This is a genomic window from Winogradskyella flava, from assembly GCF_014243395.1.
GTDB classification, from domain to species: Bacteria; Bacteroidota; Bacteroidia; order Flavobacteriales; family Flavobacteriaceae; genus Winogradskyella; species Winogradskyella flava.
In genome coordinates this window covers 405,738-422,459 of the sequence record NZ_JACLCP010000001.1, presented here as the reverse complement: position 1 = coordinate 422,459, position 16,722 = coordinate 405,738, and the positions used below count along the sequence as shown (strand labels likewise).

Here is a 16,722-nt window from a genome sequence, read left to right as displayed (position 1 = left end):
TATGTTTGAAATCAATGTATTAAAATGACAGATCAACAGCTAATTTTTGCCTTAGCCCTACAACATGTGCCTAAAATAGGATCGACAACAGCCAAGAAGTTGATTAATCATTGTGGATCTGCGGAAGCGGTTTTAAAAGAGAAAAAATCTAACCTCTTAAAAATTGATGGCATCGGTAGTATAACTATTGAGGGACTTTTTGATAAAATTCATCTTGAAGAAGCGGAAAGTGAGTTGAGATTTATTAAAGACAACAATATTGAGGCTCACTATTTTACTGATGTGATGTATCCTGAAAAGTTGAAACACTGCATTGATGGCCCAATAATAATATTTCAATCTGGGAACATCAATTTAAAGCAGCAACCCATAATTAGTATCGTTGGTGCACGAAAAATTACTACAAATGGCATTGCTTTTTGTGAAAAACTGGTAGAATCCTTATCACCTTATAATCCTGTAATTGTTTCTGGTTTTGCATACGGAACGGACATTACAGCTCAAAAAGCAGCAATAAAATGCAACTTACAAACCATAGGGTGTTTGGCACACGGGCTTAATCAGATTTATCCAAAGGTTCATAAAAAGTATGTCGCAGATGTTGAAAAACATGGTGGATTCTTTACAGATTTTTGGAGTACGGATGTGTTTGATCGAAATAATTTTTTAAAGCGAAACCGAATCATCGCTGGTCTTAGTGAAGCGACCATTGTTATAGAATCTGCAGAAAAAGGCGGAAGTTTAGTTACTGCCGATATTGCAAACTCTTACAATAGAGAGGTCTTTGCTGTTCCTGGAAGAACGACTGATAGCCAGAGTGTTGGCTGTAACAACTTAATTAAATTTCAAAAAGCACATTTGTTATCGCAACCTATGGATGTACCGTATTTACTGAACTGGCAATTAGAAGATGAGTCCAAACCAGTGGTTCAAAAACAACTATTCGTTGAGCTAGAACCCGATGAGAAAATTATCTATAACTTTTTAAAGGACAATGATAAAGAGCTACTTGATGTTATTGCTTTACGATGTAATATCCCAACATATAAACTAGCTGGATTATTGCTTAATATGGAGTTAAAAGGTGTGGTTAGACCTTTGCCTGGTAAGTTGTTCGAAATTATTTAGTATCCAATCTTAGACCTTACCCGCTTCAATACATCATCAGCAACAACTTTAGCTTTTGCAGCACCTTTAGCCAAAGCAGCGTCAACTTCATGGAGGTTTTCCATATAATAATCGTAACGTTCCCTAGGTTGAGAGAAGCGTTCTAAGATCAGTTCGTATAAAGCTTGCTTCGCGTGCCCATAGCCATAATGACCATTTTCGTAGTTGACTTTCATTTGTGTTATTTGCCCATCTGAGGCCAATAACTTATATATTGCAAAACAATTGCATGTTTTCCAATCTTTAGGTTCTTCAAGAGGTGTACTATCGGTTTGGATGGACATAATTTGCTTACGTAATTTTTTTTCAGGTAAGAAAAGGTCAATAATGTTGCCTTTACTTTTACTCATCTTAGCACCATCGGTACCCGGAATTAACATGGTATCTTTTTGGATATCCGCTTTTGGCAACACAAAAGTTTCTCCACCCATTTTGGCATGGAAACGAGATGCAACATCACGCGTCATTTCAATATGCTGCTCTTGATCTTTGCCTACAGGAATAATGTCTGCATCATATAATAATATATCTGCAGCCATAAGCATAGGATAGGTAAATAGGCCACCATTAACATCATCTAATCGATCTGCCTTATCCTTAAAGCTATGAGCCAGTTCGAGACGTTTAAAAGGAAAAAAGCAATTTAAATACCAAGACAATTCGGTAACTTGAGGTACATCGCTCTGTCTATAAAATACGGTTTTATCTATATCCAAACCAAATGCCAACCACGTTGCTGCCGTAGAATAGGTGTTTTGCCGTAAGGTCTCAGCATCCTTGATTTGCGTCAAGGAATGCAGGTCGGCAATGAACAGATAAGAATCATTAGAGTCATTCTTTGCTTTTTCTATTGCCGGTAAAATCGCACCTAAGATGTTACCTAGATGTGGTGTTCCTGTACTTTGTATGCCTGTTAGTATTCTTGCCATAACATTACCTGCGAAAGCAGGTATCTCATTAAATTAAACTTTTGCGTATAAATGTATTTCGACGATGCTCAATGTGACAGATAAAAAACGAGAAATTTCTATTTGTCATTAAACGATGCGCAAAGATAATTTTTTTAGTAGAACTATTTACTTAGTTTTGATGTCATGTCTGTATTGATGTATCCTTTTTGGCTTTTATATCGAATTTGGTTTTACATATTGGTGGCTTTACCAATTATTGTGTTATTTCCGATGCTTTTAGTTTCTATTTCTAGAGAAAAGTGGTACCCCTTTTTTTTTAAGTTAGCACGTTTTTGGGCTAAATTTATCTTAATTGGGATGGGATTTGCCTACAAGATTACTAAAGAAGAAACACCAGATATAAAGAAGAGCTATATGTTTGTGGGCAATCATACGTCGATGACGGATATCATGCTTATGCTAGTCGCTGTTAGGAACCCATTCGTATTTGTTGGGAAGAAAGAATTGGCTAAAATTCCATTATTCGGCTTTTTTTATAAACGTACTTGTATTCTGGTTGATAGAAGTAGCGCCAAGAGCAGACAAGCTGTGTTTTTAAGAGCTCAAAGACGACTTAGACAAGGCCTGAGTATTTGTATTTTCCCTGAAGGTGGTGTACCAGAAGAAACCGTTATTTTAGATGACTTTAAAGATGGTGCATTTCGTTTGGCGATTAATCATAAAATATCAGTAGTGCCAATTACCTTTTACGACAATAAAAAGCGATTTTCTTATACGTTTTTTAGTGGAGGGCCAGGTAAAATGAGGGCTAAGATCCATAAATTTTTTAAAACAGAAGATCTGACAATAGAGGATACAAAATCGTTAAACGAAAAAGCTAGAACTGTTATTCTAGAAGAGTTGAGCCAATCCTTAAAAACAGAAAAGCTACCCTAACCATGAGTAGCTTTTGTCATCATTGCATTCATCATTGCTTTTATCTGTTTGCAATAACCTAATTTAACCTAAAACTTAAAACTTAATCCTGTATATACACCAATAAAGAATGGTCTAAAATCACCAGATGTATTATTGAATGTATTTATTTGATACTTGAACTGTGGTTCAAGATTAATATTCCATTGTTTTGAGAGTTTGTAATCTAATCCTAATCCTAAATTGGCACTAAAACTCGTTGAGTTAATATTACTGGCCTCACCGATTAAAGTAGCTTCACCATCAACATCAGCATAAATTTCATTTTGGTTAAGGAAAAATGTGCTAAATCCACCTATGACGTTAAGACCAAACTTTTTGTCTAACAATCGATATTCTGCTTCCAAAGGCACTTCAATAAATCCAAAACGCTGGTCTACGTTTCCAGTTGTTTTAGCATTAAATAGTTCTGGAGTTGTATTACCATTAAGCATATTACCACTCATGAGTACGACATTGGAACCTTTACTTTTAATATTTTCATTAATGGGTCTTGAACCACTATTACTTGAGCTTCTTGCGGCAAACTCATTATTTGAGAAAGCAAGCACATTAGCAGTAGTTTGACTCAAATTAACACGATTTATACCTGCGCGTATTTTCAACTTTTTGGTAATTGCATACGAACCTGTAATACCATAGCTCATATTAATATCACCACTTTTGGAGTTTTCGTTAAATTGACTACCTAATGATGAACCCTGACCCAAAGAATTAAAATAAACAGGTGCAACATTAGGTGCAATGCTCCACCTGCTCTGCTCATCTTCTTTTTCTTTTTCATCAATATGGTCTTGGGCAGCTATGGCCTTTTCTATGGATTCTTTATTTGACTCTTCCAATAAAGCGTTTGCTTTTTCTTTATCTAAATCTGAGCTATATTCAGAATTAGAAGTATTCTGGGATTTTTCAGATGTGCCATTATCAACGACTGCAGATTCGTTCTTTTTTATACTTTTCTCAATAGTTGATTTAACTTTAGACTTAAGAAAGATATCGTCCTCTTCATCTCCTGTTTTACTAGCAACCTTATCTTCATTCTTGTTTTTACCTGTAATTTTATTTAAACTATTAGCCTCTTCTGAATTGGACTTTTCTTCCATTTGGTTTGAAGAGTTTACTATAGCATTCAATTGTGACGTGTGTGGCGATGTTAATTGCTTGGAAGCATTTTTGTTTTCGGGAGCACTGTTTTTTTCTGATGTATCATCGGGAGCTTTATAATCTTCGGAGCTGTCAACATATTTAGATGACTTGGACTGATGATCATCAGTTATATCATTTTGCTTTTTATTTGATGCTGAATTAGTCCCGTTGCTATTTTGAGTGCCATTTTCCTCTTTCGTATCAACAATAACAGGATTTTCAATTGTTTCGATATCAGAATTGAATATAGAGCTACCAACTGTCAACAGCAGGGCAATTACCGCTGCAACGCCACCAATTTGCCACCATAAAGCAACAACTCTACGTTTCTTCTTTTTGTTAGGTAGGCTTTCGCTTATGCGATTCCAAACGGCATCATTTGGAGCGACTTCAAAGTCTTTGAACTTTTCTTGAAAAAGCCTATCTATGTTTTTCTTATCACTCATTTTATATAGATCGCGAATTTGCATTCGCTTTGTAATCTTCTATTTTTTCTTTTAAAATCATTCTAGCTCGCGCTAGATTTGATTTTGATGTCCCAGTTGAAATATTAATTAATTCGCTTATTTCAACGTGCGAATAGCCATCTAATACATACAGATTAAAGATCAGCCGATACCTGTCTGGTAATTCTTGAATGATCTTCAGTAAAAAATCAATATTCAAATTATCATCATCAATATCTACAGAAACATCTTCTATATTACTTTCGTTAATAATATCATAAACACCAACATTATCCCTGTAGCATTGCAATGATGTATTTATTGCAATTCGTTTTAACCAACCTTCAAAAGAACCTTTATTATTATACTGACTTATTTTATTAAATACAGTTATAAACGCGTCATGCAGATTGTCCTCTGCCTCGGCATAGTTTTTAGAATACTTAAGACAAAGCGAAAATAATTTACTTGCATATTGCTTGTATAATTGGCTTTGTGCTTTAGCATCTTGTTTTATACAGTTTTTTATGAGTTGTTCTAAACTCACATTATTGATGGATTAATTAGTGTTTGGTTTTTAGAAATACTTAACTTTTAGTCTTCAGTCACCACTGGTATTTCTATAATATGATAACTGTCAGCGCCGGTATCGTCTAAACCCTGATAAAACTTAAAAATGTAAGGTTCTTCGCTTAAAACAGTGAAGTCAAAGCTAACAATAGTTTCTTCAGGTTCTGCGGTACAATCAGCATTGTCATACACAGAATTTATAACTGCAACTGTTCTTTCCTGTCCCTCCGGCTCAAAAAAGATTCTATTAAACACATAGCAAGAACTTGGCTTTGTGTAGGTCATAGAAATCTCATGTGTTTCTCCAAAAACAAATTCTTCTGGCACTACAACACTTTCAATAGGCACAAATACAATTTGAGGAGGTCTAGAGGCCTCATCTAAACTACAAGAAGTAAACGTTACCAAAACTAAACTCAATAAATAAACAAATTTTTTCATATCACTATATAATCATTCTCGTACCTGCTAGATGCAAAAAACATAAAAGGGTTGCGTCTAAAAATAAAAAAATCCTGATTTTAACAGGATTTTAATGGTAAGTTATTCATTTTCATTGATTAACGCCCTCACTTTTTCTTCGAGTTCGTCCATTAAATCGGGGTTATCTTTAATTAAAGATTTCACGGCATCTCGTCCTTGACCAAGTTTGGTATCTTCATAACTAAACCAAGAACCGCTCTTCTTTACAATATCATGGTCTACGGCCAAATCTAAAACCTCACCTACTTTAGAGATACCTTCACCATACATAATATCAAATTCGGCAGTTCTAAATGGAGGCGCCACTTTATTTTTTACAACTTTTACTCTTGTCTTATTACCCATAACAGCACTATTGCTGTCTTTTATTTGTGTAGAACGTCTTATGTCCAATCTTACCGAAGCGTAAAACTTTAAAGCATTTCCACCAGTAGTGGTTTCTGGGTTGCCAAACATTACACCAATCTTTTCACGTAATTGATTAATAAAAATCATAGTACAGTTGGTCTTGCTTATAGATGCGGTTAATTTTCTAAGTGCCTGAGACATTAATCTAGCATGTAATCCCATTTTAGAATCTCCCATTTCACCTTCTATTTCACTTTTGGGTGTCAATGCGGCTACAGAATCTATTACAACAATATCTATAGCTCCAGAACGTACTAAATTATCTGCAATCTCTAAAGCTTGCTCTCCATTATCTGGCTGAGAAATTATTAGATTTTCTAAATCAACACCCAATTTTTCAGCATAAAAACGATCAAAAGCATGTTCCGCATCTATAAAGGCAGCAATACCACCGGCTTTTTGCGCTTCAGCAATAGCATGCAATGTCAATGTTGTTTTACCTGAAGACTCAGGACCATATATTTCTATGACTCTTCCTCTCGGATAACCACCAACTCCTAAAGCAATATCAAGACCTAAAGAGCCTGAAGAGATCGCATCTACATCCTCTATCGCTTGATCGCTCATTTTCATTACAGTTCCTTTTCCGTAAGCTTTGTCTAATTTATCTAGCGTTAATTTTAACGCTTTCAATTTTGCCTCTTTTTCACTACTCATTACTTCTAATTTCTAAGTTTAATTAACATCAAAAATACCACTTATTTTACTTTTTTCAATTTTATGAGGCAACCATTTTGAACTTTTTACATCTACTATATGAAAAGGGAAAAATCACTATATAGTACACTACAAGATAATCTTGAATATATATCTATTACGACTACGTAACGACTTTTTTATAGGCTTTTAGATAAAATTAGAACTGAGCTATATTAAAGATTGAGTCTGTTCTGCTAAAAAATATTAACTATTAAATTTTATACATTATGAAAAAACTAATTACAATAACACTCATATTTGTAAGTTTACTTTCTTGTGAAAACAATGACGATATTATAGTTGATGATTTACCTAGACTAGTGAGATTGACGAATAGTGGATTACAGGGTAATGACATAGTCTTTGAGTATGGGCAGAACGGTTATTTAAGAAAAGTTGATTGGGGAGCTAACCATGTGAATACCTTTAGATATAATTCAGAAAATCAGCTTGTTGAGGTGTTTTACGGAGATGAAAATAGTACTACTCCCATCACCTATGTCTATCAAAACAATAGAATAGTAGGTCGTTATGTGGACGATGAACCGGAAAGTTACCCTGATACTTATATTTATAACGATAATGGACAATTGACACAGATACAAGATCCTAACGGTGAGATAGTAGGAACATTTTATAATTACGATGCTTTTGGAAATATCTTCGAAAAATTGAAAATTTCGAGATTTTATACAACTTTTGGTGAAGCTCAAGTTTATGCATCATATGAGTATGATGATAAAATTAATCCTTTTCAATTTATGTTTCCTGAGGCTTTCAATAATATTAATGATATTGTCTTGAATAATCTCAATTCTAGCATAAATAATAGAACTTCTTACACATATACGCAATATGAGAATGGTATTGGCCATGTAACACATTATGAATACGTTTATGAATACAATGATAGTGGTTTGCCTATCAGTTCTATTGTGACCCGTACAGAATCTGGTTCTTCATTTACAGCTGAAAATGAATTTGTTTACGAGTAGTTGAGTAAAAACATGTAAATTATAGTTAAAATTTCTTTTTTTTAGCCATTTTAAATTAGAAGAGAATTTTTTTTCAATTTTATGACGCAACCATTTTGCACTTTTTACATCTACTAAATGAAAAAGGAAAAAATTGCTATGTAAACCTTTTAAAAAGTGAGAAAAAGCCCTTAAAAAGTTTTTTTGCTTTTTAATATTCAAAATTAGCAAAACACAAGGCCATTCGGCTGTTGTATTTTCAATAGCCGATAAGCCAACGTGATATACTTTTTCGTTAGTTTTAAGTTAGTGGTTAGCTAAAAAAGCACTTTGATATTCAAGGTGCTTTTTTAATGCTAATTTTTTTAAAATCAATACATTTGCATTTCACGTGATAATGTGAATTGAATATTCTTTAATCTTAAAATTGGTATAGCATGCAACTGTACAATAACTTAAGTACTAAAGAAAGAGCAGAACTTATTGAAAAAGCGGGACAAGAGCGCTTAACCATCTCTTTCTACAAGTACGCCAAGATTGGCAATCCTGAAATTTTTAGAAACCATATGTTTTTGGCATGGGACGAACTGGATGTACTAGGGCGAATCTATGTGGCCCATGAAGGCATTAATGCTCAATTATCTGTGCCTGCCGAAAATTTTGAAATCTTTAAAAATCATCTTGACACTATTACGTTTTTAGAAAATGTAAGATTAAATATTGCCATAGAGCACGATAATTTTGCGTTTTTAAAGCTAAAAGTGAAAGTACGTCATAAGATTGTTGCCGACGGACTTAATGATGAAACATTTGATGTTACAAATAAAGGTATTCATGTTGATGCCCAAAAGTTTAATGAGTTAATCGAAGATCCTGAAACCGTTTTGGTAGATATGCGTAATCATTACGAAAGCGAAATAGGGCACTTTAAGAATGCCATAACCCCTGATGTGGACACTTTTAGGGAATCTTTAGACCTCATAGAAGAAGATTTAAGAGAGCATAAAGAAGATAAAAAGTTGGTCATGTACTGTACTGGTGGGATTCGTTGTGAGAAAGCTAGCGCCTACTACAGGCATAAGGGATTTAAGAACGTATTCCAATTAGAAGGTGGCATCATCAATTACGCAAGACAAGTAGAGGCGGAAGGTCTTGAAAATAAATTTATAGGTAAAAATTTTGTATTTGACCAGCGAAGATCAGAGCGTATTAGTGACGATGTGATTGCCCAATGCCATCAGTGTGGTGAGCCAGCGGATATACATACAAACTGTGCCAATGAAGCTTGTCATTTGTTATTTATACAATGTGATGCATGTAAGGAGAAAATGGACAATTGTTGTTCCTCTCATTGTCAAGAAGTCATTAAATTGCCTTACGAAGAACAAAAAGCAATGCGCAGAGGTCAAGGAAACAGCAACGATATTTTTAAGAAAGGCAGAGCAGAACATTTGCCCTACAAGAAAGATTTAAGAAATATTTTTGAGACTCAAGGCAAAAACGGATAGATGAACATTTACAGGCTATTACAGCTAAACAGGAGAATAAAAAACTATAGGATTAAGTTTCTGGCGCTTTATATACTCCATAAATTTAACAAACGCTATTTAGCAGTTAATTTGGATCCTGTTATGGCTTGTAACTTACGCTGTAAAATGTGTTACTTTACAGATGCCGAGTACGTAAAAACCCTTAAAGGTCAATTTAAGGAATCGGATTTGGATCTTGTTGCTAAATCCATTTTTAATAGAGCTTTAAAATTGCAAATTGGCTGTGGAACTGAGCCAACATTATATAAAAATCTACCACAGATCGTAAGACTTGGGAAGCAGTATAATGTACCTTATATATCTATAACAACCAATGCAAATCTGTTGACCGAAGAAAGGATAGAAGAACTTCTTGTCGCTGGACTTGATGAATTTACGATATCACTTCATGGTGTTACCAAGCAGAGTTATGAAAGTTTTATGAAAAAGGCGAGCTATGAGAAATTTCAGAAGGCATTTGCAGCCTTTAAAAAGCTAAAAGCCAAGTATACTTTTAAAGTTAGAATCAACTATACCTTTAACAGGGATAATTTTTATGAGCTCAAGGATTTTTTTAAACATTTTGATGCTTCTGGATTTGATATTCTGCAATTGAGACCAATACAAAAAATTGGTAATACAGAATATAATGATTTTGACATCTCTTCACTTGTGAATGATTATGCTGAAATAATTTCTGAAATTAGAAAGAACTGCGTCAATCACAGTATTACGCTGATGGCGCCAAATGAATTGAAAAATTTAAAAGACGAGAATAAATCTAGCTTTATATTTGATTATACATTTTGTTATATCTCGCCAAATAAATTCTGGAAAGAAGGATTTAATTGGCGAGAAGAAACTTTTAATGCCTATTCTAAAAAGATAGGTTGGAGCAAATTGTTGCTCGCTAATGTTTTTAAATCAAAATCAAATTTAAGGGCATTATCTACTAAGCTCAATTATGAAATAGAATTCAATTAATTTTTAATGAGTTTAATTGTTTTCTTTTCATTTTCATCACTTTCAAGTATAACGAAATAAACACCTTTAGACAGTAGGTCTAAGTTCAGTTCTTTAATTCCCAATGTAGAGGTGTCTACAAAGTTTAGGATGGTCTTCCCTAACATATCCACAATGTTGGTTTTTTTAATTTTAGCTTGTGAATTAATATATACGATATCATTAAATGGGTTAGGAAAAATTGAAGTCGATTCAAGTGTGTTCTCATTAATGCTTAATGCTCCACTGACATTGAAATTATGTGTTACGGTTGCGCCATTATAGGTGGCTTGCCATTTCCAAGCACCATTCATGTCAAACACTCCAGAAAAAGGCCAATACCACCATGATGAAAAATAATTGGCATTTAAGGGAAAATCCCAGTCATATAAAATAGTGTTATCTGGTCGTATTACCTTCAAATTCACTGAGGTTCCTGCGGCTTGATCTTTTAAATATAATGCACAAAAAATATTATCAGCTGTATCAAAATTATCACTTCTATTTGTAGTTTCGGTAGTTGGACAAGCATTAAACACAGGTTGCGCGGAATGTGTTAATACGGCATTTATTCCAGGATTTAAATAAGGTTTTTGAGTTTGCCACCAAGAATCACTATTAAGGCTATTACATGTACCAGCATAAGGGTCTATAAGATTAGTATATGTTGCATCTTGCCAAACTTCAAAATGCAAGTGAGGACCAGTAGAAACTCCTGAGCTACCCATAACACCCAGAAATTCTCCTTCACTGACCATATCTCCAACGCCTTTGCTGGTTAATGAGCCACTTTTTAAATGCCCATACCACGCAACACTGCCATCACTATGTTGCACATATACAGCATTCCAAGGTGTTGTAGTACTAAAGTCACAACTTCTATCAAAATTACCATCGCTTTTAGAGATTATTTGGCCAGGAGCAGCTGCAATAATTTCTGCTTCATCATTATCCATCATATACCATCCAAAGGGCCATGAATAGACATCTAAACCTCTATGGTTGTAACCACTTGTAGTGTCATATGTTCTAGTACCACAATCATAATCGGTGAGTTGATCTGGTGAATTTTGGTTATGATCTACATAATTAGAAATTCCCCACACCTCATTGTAAGGGGAGTTTGAGGATTTCTGAACGGGCCATACAAAAAGCGGATGGTTTCCCCTGGTACTAGCTGTAAATGCAAGTTCATTGTTACGGCGTAATTGAGTAATATTTTCATCGAGTTGCCCAATAATATTTTGACGTTGAATATTCGTCAGGCATTCCTTATTTTGAGGATTAAAAATAAACTCTCCGCCTTGGGCCTCCAAAGGCGGTCCCTGCGCGTTAATAGACATTAAGACAAGTGCGAAAATGAAGAAAGTAATTTTTGATTTCATAATTTCAATGTATTGATTTATAATAACATCGGGACTATCTCAAAATGTGAGCATTAAGATAATTATTATTTGGTAATATATTATTAATCAACCTGTTATTTGACTAAAGAAATAATAGTATCTTTACTCATTAATAGATTACGAATCCTTTAACTGGGTTTTTAAAAACCTAGATTAGATATATATAACTTTTTTATGGCTTGTAACAGTTGCTCAACTGGTAAAGATGGTCAACCAAAAGGATGTAAAAACAATGGTACTTGCGGCACAGATAGCTGTAATAAACTCACTGTTTTTGACTGGCTGGCTAACATGTCGCTTCCAAACGGACAAGAACCTTTTACGTGTGTTGAAGTTCGTTTTAAAAACGGCAGAAAACAATACTACAAAAACACCGAAAACCTTACACTTAGTATTGGCGATATTGTTGCCACGCAGGCAAAATCTGGACATGATGTCGGTATGGTCACTTTAACAGGTGAATTGGTGCGTGTACAGATGAAGCGAAAAAAAGTAGATGTTGATGACGCTGAGAATGTATTAAAAATATACCGAAAGGCGACTCAAAAGGATATTGATATATGGTCAAAGGCTCGAGACAAAGAAGAGCCGATGAAAGTTAAAGCACGTCAGTTCGCTATTGACCTAAATTTAAAAATGAAAATCTCTGATATTGAGTTTCAAGGTGATGGTAGTAAGGCGACCTTTTATTATACCGCTGAAGAGCGTGTTGATTTTAGGGAATTAATTAAGGTGTTCGCACGCGAATTTAGAACACGTATCGAAATGCGCCAAGTCGGCTTTAGACAAGAAGCGGCTAGGCTAGGTGGAATTGGTTCTTGCGGAAGAGAATTGTGTTGCTCAACTTGGTTAACAGATTTCAGGTCTGTAAGCACTTCTGCGGCGAGATATCAGCAGTTATCTTTAAACCCTTTAAAGCTAGCGGGTCAATGCGGGAAGTTAAAGTGTTGTCTTAATTACGAGCTAGATGCTTATCTAGATGCACTAAAAGCCTTTCCAAAGAACGATACCAAACTTTATACTGAAAAGGGAACTGCAGTATGTCAAAAGACAGATATTTTTAAAGGTTTGATGTGGTATGCGTACGAAGGTGAATGGATGAATTGGCATGTTATTACTACAGAACAGGCTAGCGAAATCATTACCAAAAACAAGAAAAAAGAAAAAGTAGCGAGTCTTGAAGAATATGCTTCAGAACATATTCAAGACACTAAAACAGAATTTGAGAACGTTGTAGGTCAGGATAGTTTAACGCGTTTTGATAGTCCAAAATCAAATAAGAAACGTAAAAACAATAGGAATAGAAATAAAAATCGCAATAGAAACCGTAACCAAAAACAAAATGCAAAGAAAAGCTAGTGGTCTATTATCAGGCCTTGTTTGTTTGGCTTTGGCTGTAAGTTGTGATTCCAAGGCTGTGTTCGATGAGTATAAGGCCGTTCCGAGTAAATGGCATAAGGATTCTGTAGCGAGCTTTAATTTTAAAGCGCCAGATACTACTCAAAATTACAATCTCTATGTTAATTTAAGAAATACGAATGACTATAAGTTCAGTAACTTATTTCTAATAGTAGAACTTAATTATCCAAATGGAAAAGCCATTAAGGATACCTTAGAATATAAAATGGCAGCACCAAATGGAGAGCTTTTAGGAACTGGTTTTTCAGATATAAAAGAGAATAAGTTATGGTTAAGAGGCTTCAAGGATACATTTAAATTCAATGAAGCAGGAGACTATACCGTAAATATTCAGCATGCTATGCGAAATAATGGAGAGGTCAATGGTGTTGAAGAATTAGAAGGTATAACCGATATTGGTTTTAGGGTAGAACAAGCTCAATAATAATTAATATGGCAAAAAAGAAAACAGCAAAAACAAATTCGAGCACAGTAGATTTTTCAAAATACGTAAGATGGTTTTGGATGTTATTTTTAGGTGGAATCCTAGCAGTTGTACTTCTCTTTTTGCTTGCGTCATGGGGAACTTTTGGAGAAATGCCAGATCATACCAAATTAGAAAACCCTGAAACAAACCTAGCGACTGAAATTATTTCCTCTGATGGAAAAACCCTAGGGAAGTTCTATTTTAACGATAATAGAACGCCGGTTGGTTACAACGACTTACCAAAAAATCTAGTTGATGCATTAATAGCGACAGAAGATGCACGTTATTATGATCATTCAGGCATTGATGGACGAGGAACATTAAGAGCGTTTTTCTTTTTAGGAAAAAGAGGTGGTGCGAGTACCATTTCCCAACAATTGGCAAGACAATTATTTATTGGTGTAAGAGATAAAGAAAGCACAACAAATGCACTTTTTCAGAAAATACAAGAGTGGGTTATTGCTACAAGACTTGAGCGTCAATATACCAAAGAAGAAATCATAGCGATGTATTTCAATATCTATGATTTTGGAAACAATGGTGATGGTATTCGTTCAGCTTCAAGAATTTATTTTGGTAAAGAACCTAAGGATTTAGACATGAAAGAATCTGCCATGCTGGTTGGTATGTTTAAGAATTCTTCATTATATAACCCCAGAAGAAATCCTGTTGGTGTTAAGAACAGAAGGAATGTGGTTCTAGCTCAGATGCACAAGTACGAATACATTTCTGAAGAATTAAAAGATTCACTACAAGCTACAGAACTTGATTTGAATTATACACCAGAATCGCATCGTGAAGGGACCGCGACCTATTTTAGGGAATATTTACGAGGGTTTATGAAAGAATGGGCTGATGACAGTAAGAACAGAAAGCCAGATGGTAGTAAGTTCGATTTGTATAGTGATGGATTAAAAGTATTTACAACGATTGATTCTCGTATGCAAAAATATGCAGAACAAGCTATAGCCCAGCACATGCCAAGGTTACAAGCTGAGTTTGATCATCAAAATACTCCAGATCGAAATAAAACAGCACCATTTTTAGAATTGACGCAATCAGAAGTAAATAAACTGATGAAAGATGCCATGCGAAGAGGTGAGCGATGGAGAATTTTGAAAAATAAAGGAAAATCTGATAAAGAAATTGAAGCCTCATTTCAAAAACCAACTGAAATGACTGTTTTTAAATGGATTGATGGTAAGGCAGGTGAAGTAGATACGGTTATGAAACCAATAGACTCAATGCGCTACTACAAATCTTTTTTGCATCCAGGAATGATGTCCATGGATCCTCTAACAGGTCATGTAAAAGCTTGGGTTGGTGGTATGAACTATAAGCACTTTCAGTATGATATGGTGAAGCAAGGAAAGCGTCAAGTAGGTTCAACGTTTAAGCCGTTTGTATACTCTACAGCTATTGATCAGTTGCAGGTATCGCCTTGTGACTCATTTCCAAGAACACCTATAACTATAGAAGCTAATAAATATGGAAATCCTGAATCTTGGACGACAAAGAATTCTGATGGTAATTATTCCGGGAAGCAAACATTAAAGGATGCCTTAGCCAGTTCAACTAATACTATAACTGCTCGTCTTATGAATGAAATAGGCCCGCAACCAGTAGTAGAGATGGCTAAAAAATTAGGCGTTACTTCAGAAATTCTTCCCGTACCAGCGATTGCATTAGGTACTGCAGATATCAGTGTTTACGAGATGGTAGCAGCCTATTCTACATTTGTAAATAAAGGTGTTTACAACAAACCAGTAATGGTAACTCGAATTGAAGACAAGAATGGTACGGTACTGTATCAGGTTGCTCCAGAAAGTAAGGATGTACTAAGTGAACAGGTAGCTTATGTCACCGTTAATCTTATGGAAGGTGTTACCAATGCAGGATCTGGTAGACGATTAAGGCATAAAGGTTTTGATAAATGGAACGCAGTTTATAGAGAAATCATAACAGGTTACCCATATGAATTTAACAATCCTATTGCGGGTAAAACAGGGACAACACAAAACCAAAGTGATGGCTGGTTTATGGGCATGGTTCCAAATCTGGTTACAGGTGTTTGGGTTGGGGCAGAAGATAGAGCTGCACATTTTAAATCTATACATTACGGACAAGGTGCTTCAATGGCACTACCTATTTGGGGGTTATACATGAAGGCTTGCTATGAAGATAAAACGCTAGATGTATCAAAAGGAAATTTTGAAAAACCTTCAGGATTAGATATTAACGTCGATTGTACCGTTAAGGACGAAGGCGATCTAGGTGGTAATTCGGGTCAAGACGACGACGACCAAGTTGATATAGATTTCTAGTAGTTCTCTATAATTGTTTATTCTTAGTGTTTTGGTGGTTTTAATATGAAATTTGCCATGTCTTTCGTATTTTTAAGATATAAATTTTTCAATTTATGATAAATAAAAAAGTAGCTGATGTTACTGAAGCCTTGCAAGGCGTAAAGAACCATATGACCTTTATGTTTGGCGGTTTTGGCCTCTCAGGTATTCCTGAAAATGCTATTGCCGAACTTGTAAAACTGAACGTTAAGGGCTTGACATGTATTTCTAACAACGCAGGAGTAGATGATTTTGGTTTGGGTCTACTTTTACAGCAAAAACAAATCAAGAAAATGATTTCTTCTTATGTAGGGGAAAATGATGAGTTTGAACGCCAAATGCTTTCTGGAGAATTAGATGTAGAATTAATACCTCAAGGCACATTGGCGGAACGCGCAAGGGCAGCCCAAGCCGGCTTTCCTGCATTTTATACTCCAGCTGGTTATGGAACCGAAGTTGCTGAGGGCAAGGAGACAAGAGAATTTAATGGAAAGATGTATGTTTTGGAAAAAGCTTTTGATGCCGATTTTGGATTCATTAAAGCTTGGAAAGGCGATGCCGCTGGGAATCTCATTTTTAAAGGAACGGCTCGTAATTTTAATCCTAATATATGTGGCGCTGCAAAGATTACCGTTGCTGAGGTAGAAGAACTAGTCCCTGTTGGAGAACTAGATCCAAATCAAATACATATTCCTGGCATCTTCGTACAAAGAATTTTTAAAGGTGCACATTTTGAGAAACGAATAGAACAACGAACGGTAAGACCAAAGAGTTAG

General features: G+C 35.1%; 15 protein-coding genes. 9 read left to right on the top strand and 6 right to left on the bottom strand.

The window, feature by feature from the left end:
• Positions 1-24 precede the first annotated feature (24 nt).
• On the top strand, positions 25-1,128 hold the full coding sequence (dprA, locus tag H7F21_RS01800) for a DNA-processing protein DprA (RefSeq protein ID WP_185787522.1): 1,104 nt from the start codon (positions 25-27) through the stop codon (positions 1,126-1,128).
• On the opposite strand, the gene trpS is transcribed toward dprA, so the two are convergent.
• A complete protein-coding gene (gene trpS, locus H7F21_RS01795; RefSeq protein ID WP_185787521.1) occupies positions 1,125-2,096 on the bottom strand; it encodes a tryptophan--tRNA ligase in 972 nt (323 codons plus the stop codon). The genes dprA and trpS overlap by 4 nt on opposite strands.
• A gap of 165 nt (positions 2,097-2,261) precedes the next feature.
• On the opposite strand from trpS, the gene H7F21_RS01790 reads away from it, so the two are divergent.
• Positions 2,262-3,014 (top strand): lysophospholipid acyltransferase family protein, encoded by a 753-nt coding sequence (locus H7F21_RS01790; RefSeq protein WP_185787520.1) that lies wholly within the window; start codon positions 2,262-2,264, stop codon positions 3,012-3,014.
• A gap of 68 nt (positions 3,015-3,082) precedes the next feature.
• On the opposite strand, the gene H7F21_RS01785 is transcribed toward H7F21_RS01790, so the two are convergent.
• The 4 genes from H7F21_RS01785 to recA form a co-directional block, all read right to left on the bottom strand.
• Entirely contained in the window at positions 3,083-4,669 is a 1,587-nt protein-coding gene (locus tag H7F21_RS01785) for a hypothetical protein (protein WP_185787519.1), read from the bottom strand.
• On the bottom strand, positions 4,647-5,192 hold the full coding sequence (locus H7F21_RS01780) for a sigma-70 family RNA polymerase sigma factor (protein WP_185787518.1): 546 nt from the start codon (positions 5,190-5,192) through the stop codon (positions 4,647-4,649). The genes H7F21_RS01785 and H7F21_RS01780 overlap by 23 nt, the downstream gene beginning before the upstream one ends.
• 47 nt (positions 5,193-5,239) lie before the next feature.
• Complete coding sequence (locus tag H7F21_RS01775) at positions 5,240-5,656, bottom strand: hypothetical protein (protein ID WP_185787517.1); 417 nt, start codon at positions 5,654-5,656, stop codon at positions 5,240-5,242.
• Positions 5,657-5,758: 102 nt separating this feature from the next.
• On the bottom strand, positions 5,759-6,763 hold the full coding sequence (recA, locus tag H7F21_RS01770) for a recombinase RecA (RefSeq protein WP_185787516.1): 1,005 nt from the start codon (positions 6,761-6,763) through the stop codon (positions 5,759-5,761).
• A 269-nt stretch (positions 6,764-7,032) separates the two neighbouring features.
• On the opposite strand from recA, the gene H7F21_RS01765 reads away from it, so the two are divergent.
• The 3 genes from H7F21_RS01765 (at position 7,033) to H7F21_RS01755 (ending at position 10,292) form a co-directional block, all read left to right on the top strand.
• Positions 7,033-7,800, top strand: a complete 768-nt coding sequence (locus H7F21_RS01765) for an RHS repeat domain-containing protein (protein ID WP_185787515.1) — start codon at positions 7,033-7,035, stop codon at positions 7,798-7,800.
• A 416-nt stretch (positions 7,801-8,216) separates the two neighbouring features.
• Positions 8,217-9,287 (top strand): oxygen-dependent tRNA uridine(34) hydroxylase TrhO, encoded by a 1,071-nt coding sequence (gene trhO, locus H7F21_RS01760; RefSeq protein ID WP_185787514.1) that lies wholly within the window; start codon positions 8,217-8,219, stop codon positions 9,285-9,287.
• Positions 9,288-10,292 (top strand): radical SAM protein, encoded by a 1,005-nt coding sequence (locus H7F21_RS01755; RefSeq protein WP_185787513.1) that lies wholly within the window; start codon positions 9,288-9,290, stop codon positions 10,290-10,292.
• On the opposite strand, the gene H7F21_RS01750 is transcribed toward H7F21_RS01755, so the two are convergent.
• Positions 10,289-11,695 carry a peptidoglycan DD-metalloendopeptidase family protein gene (locus H7F21_RS01750; RefSeq protein ID WP_185787512.1) on the bottom strand — a complete coding sequence of 469 codons (1,407 nt, stop codon included), beginning with the start codon at positions 11,693-11,695 and terminating at the stop codon, positions 10,289-10,291. The two genes, H7F21_RS01755 and H7F21_RS01750, sit on opposite strands and share 4 nt — an antisense overlap.
• Positions 11,696-11,890: 195 nt before the next feature.
• Between H7F21_RS01750 and H7F21_RS01745 the strand changes: the two genes are divergently transcribed.
• From H7F21_RS01745 to H7F21_RS01730, 4 genes are all read left to right on the top strand, one after another.
• Positions 11,891-13,075, top strand: a complete 1,185-nt coding sequence (locus H7F21_RS01745; RefSeq protein ID WP_185787511.1) for a PSP1 domain-containing protein — start codon at positions 11,891-11,893, stop codon at positions 13,073-13,075.
• On the top strand, positions 13,059-13,559 hold the full coding sequence (locus H7F21_RS01740) for a gliding motility lipoprotein GldH (RefSeq protein ID WP_185787510.1): 501 nt from the start codon (positions 13,059-13,061) through the stop codon (positions 13,557-13,559). The genes H7F21_RS01745 and H7F21_RS01740 overlap by 17 nt, the downstream gene beginning before the upstream one ends.
• Positions 13,560-13,567: 8 nt before the next feature.
• A complete protein-coding gene (locus H7F21_RS01735; RefSeq protein WP_185787509.1) occupies positions 13,568-15,925 on the top strand; it encodes a penicillin-binding protein 1A in 2,358 nt (785 codons plus the stop codon).
• 95 nt (positions 15,926-16,020) lie between these two features.
• Positions 16,021-16,722 carry a CoA transferase subunit A gene (locus H7F21_RS01730; protein WP_185787508.1) on the top strand — a complete coding sequence of 234 codons (702 nt, stop codon included), beginning with the start codon at positions 16,021-16,023 and terminating at the stop codon, positions 16,720-16,722.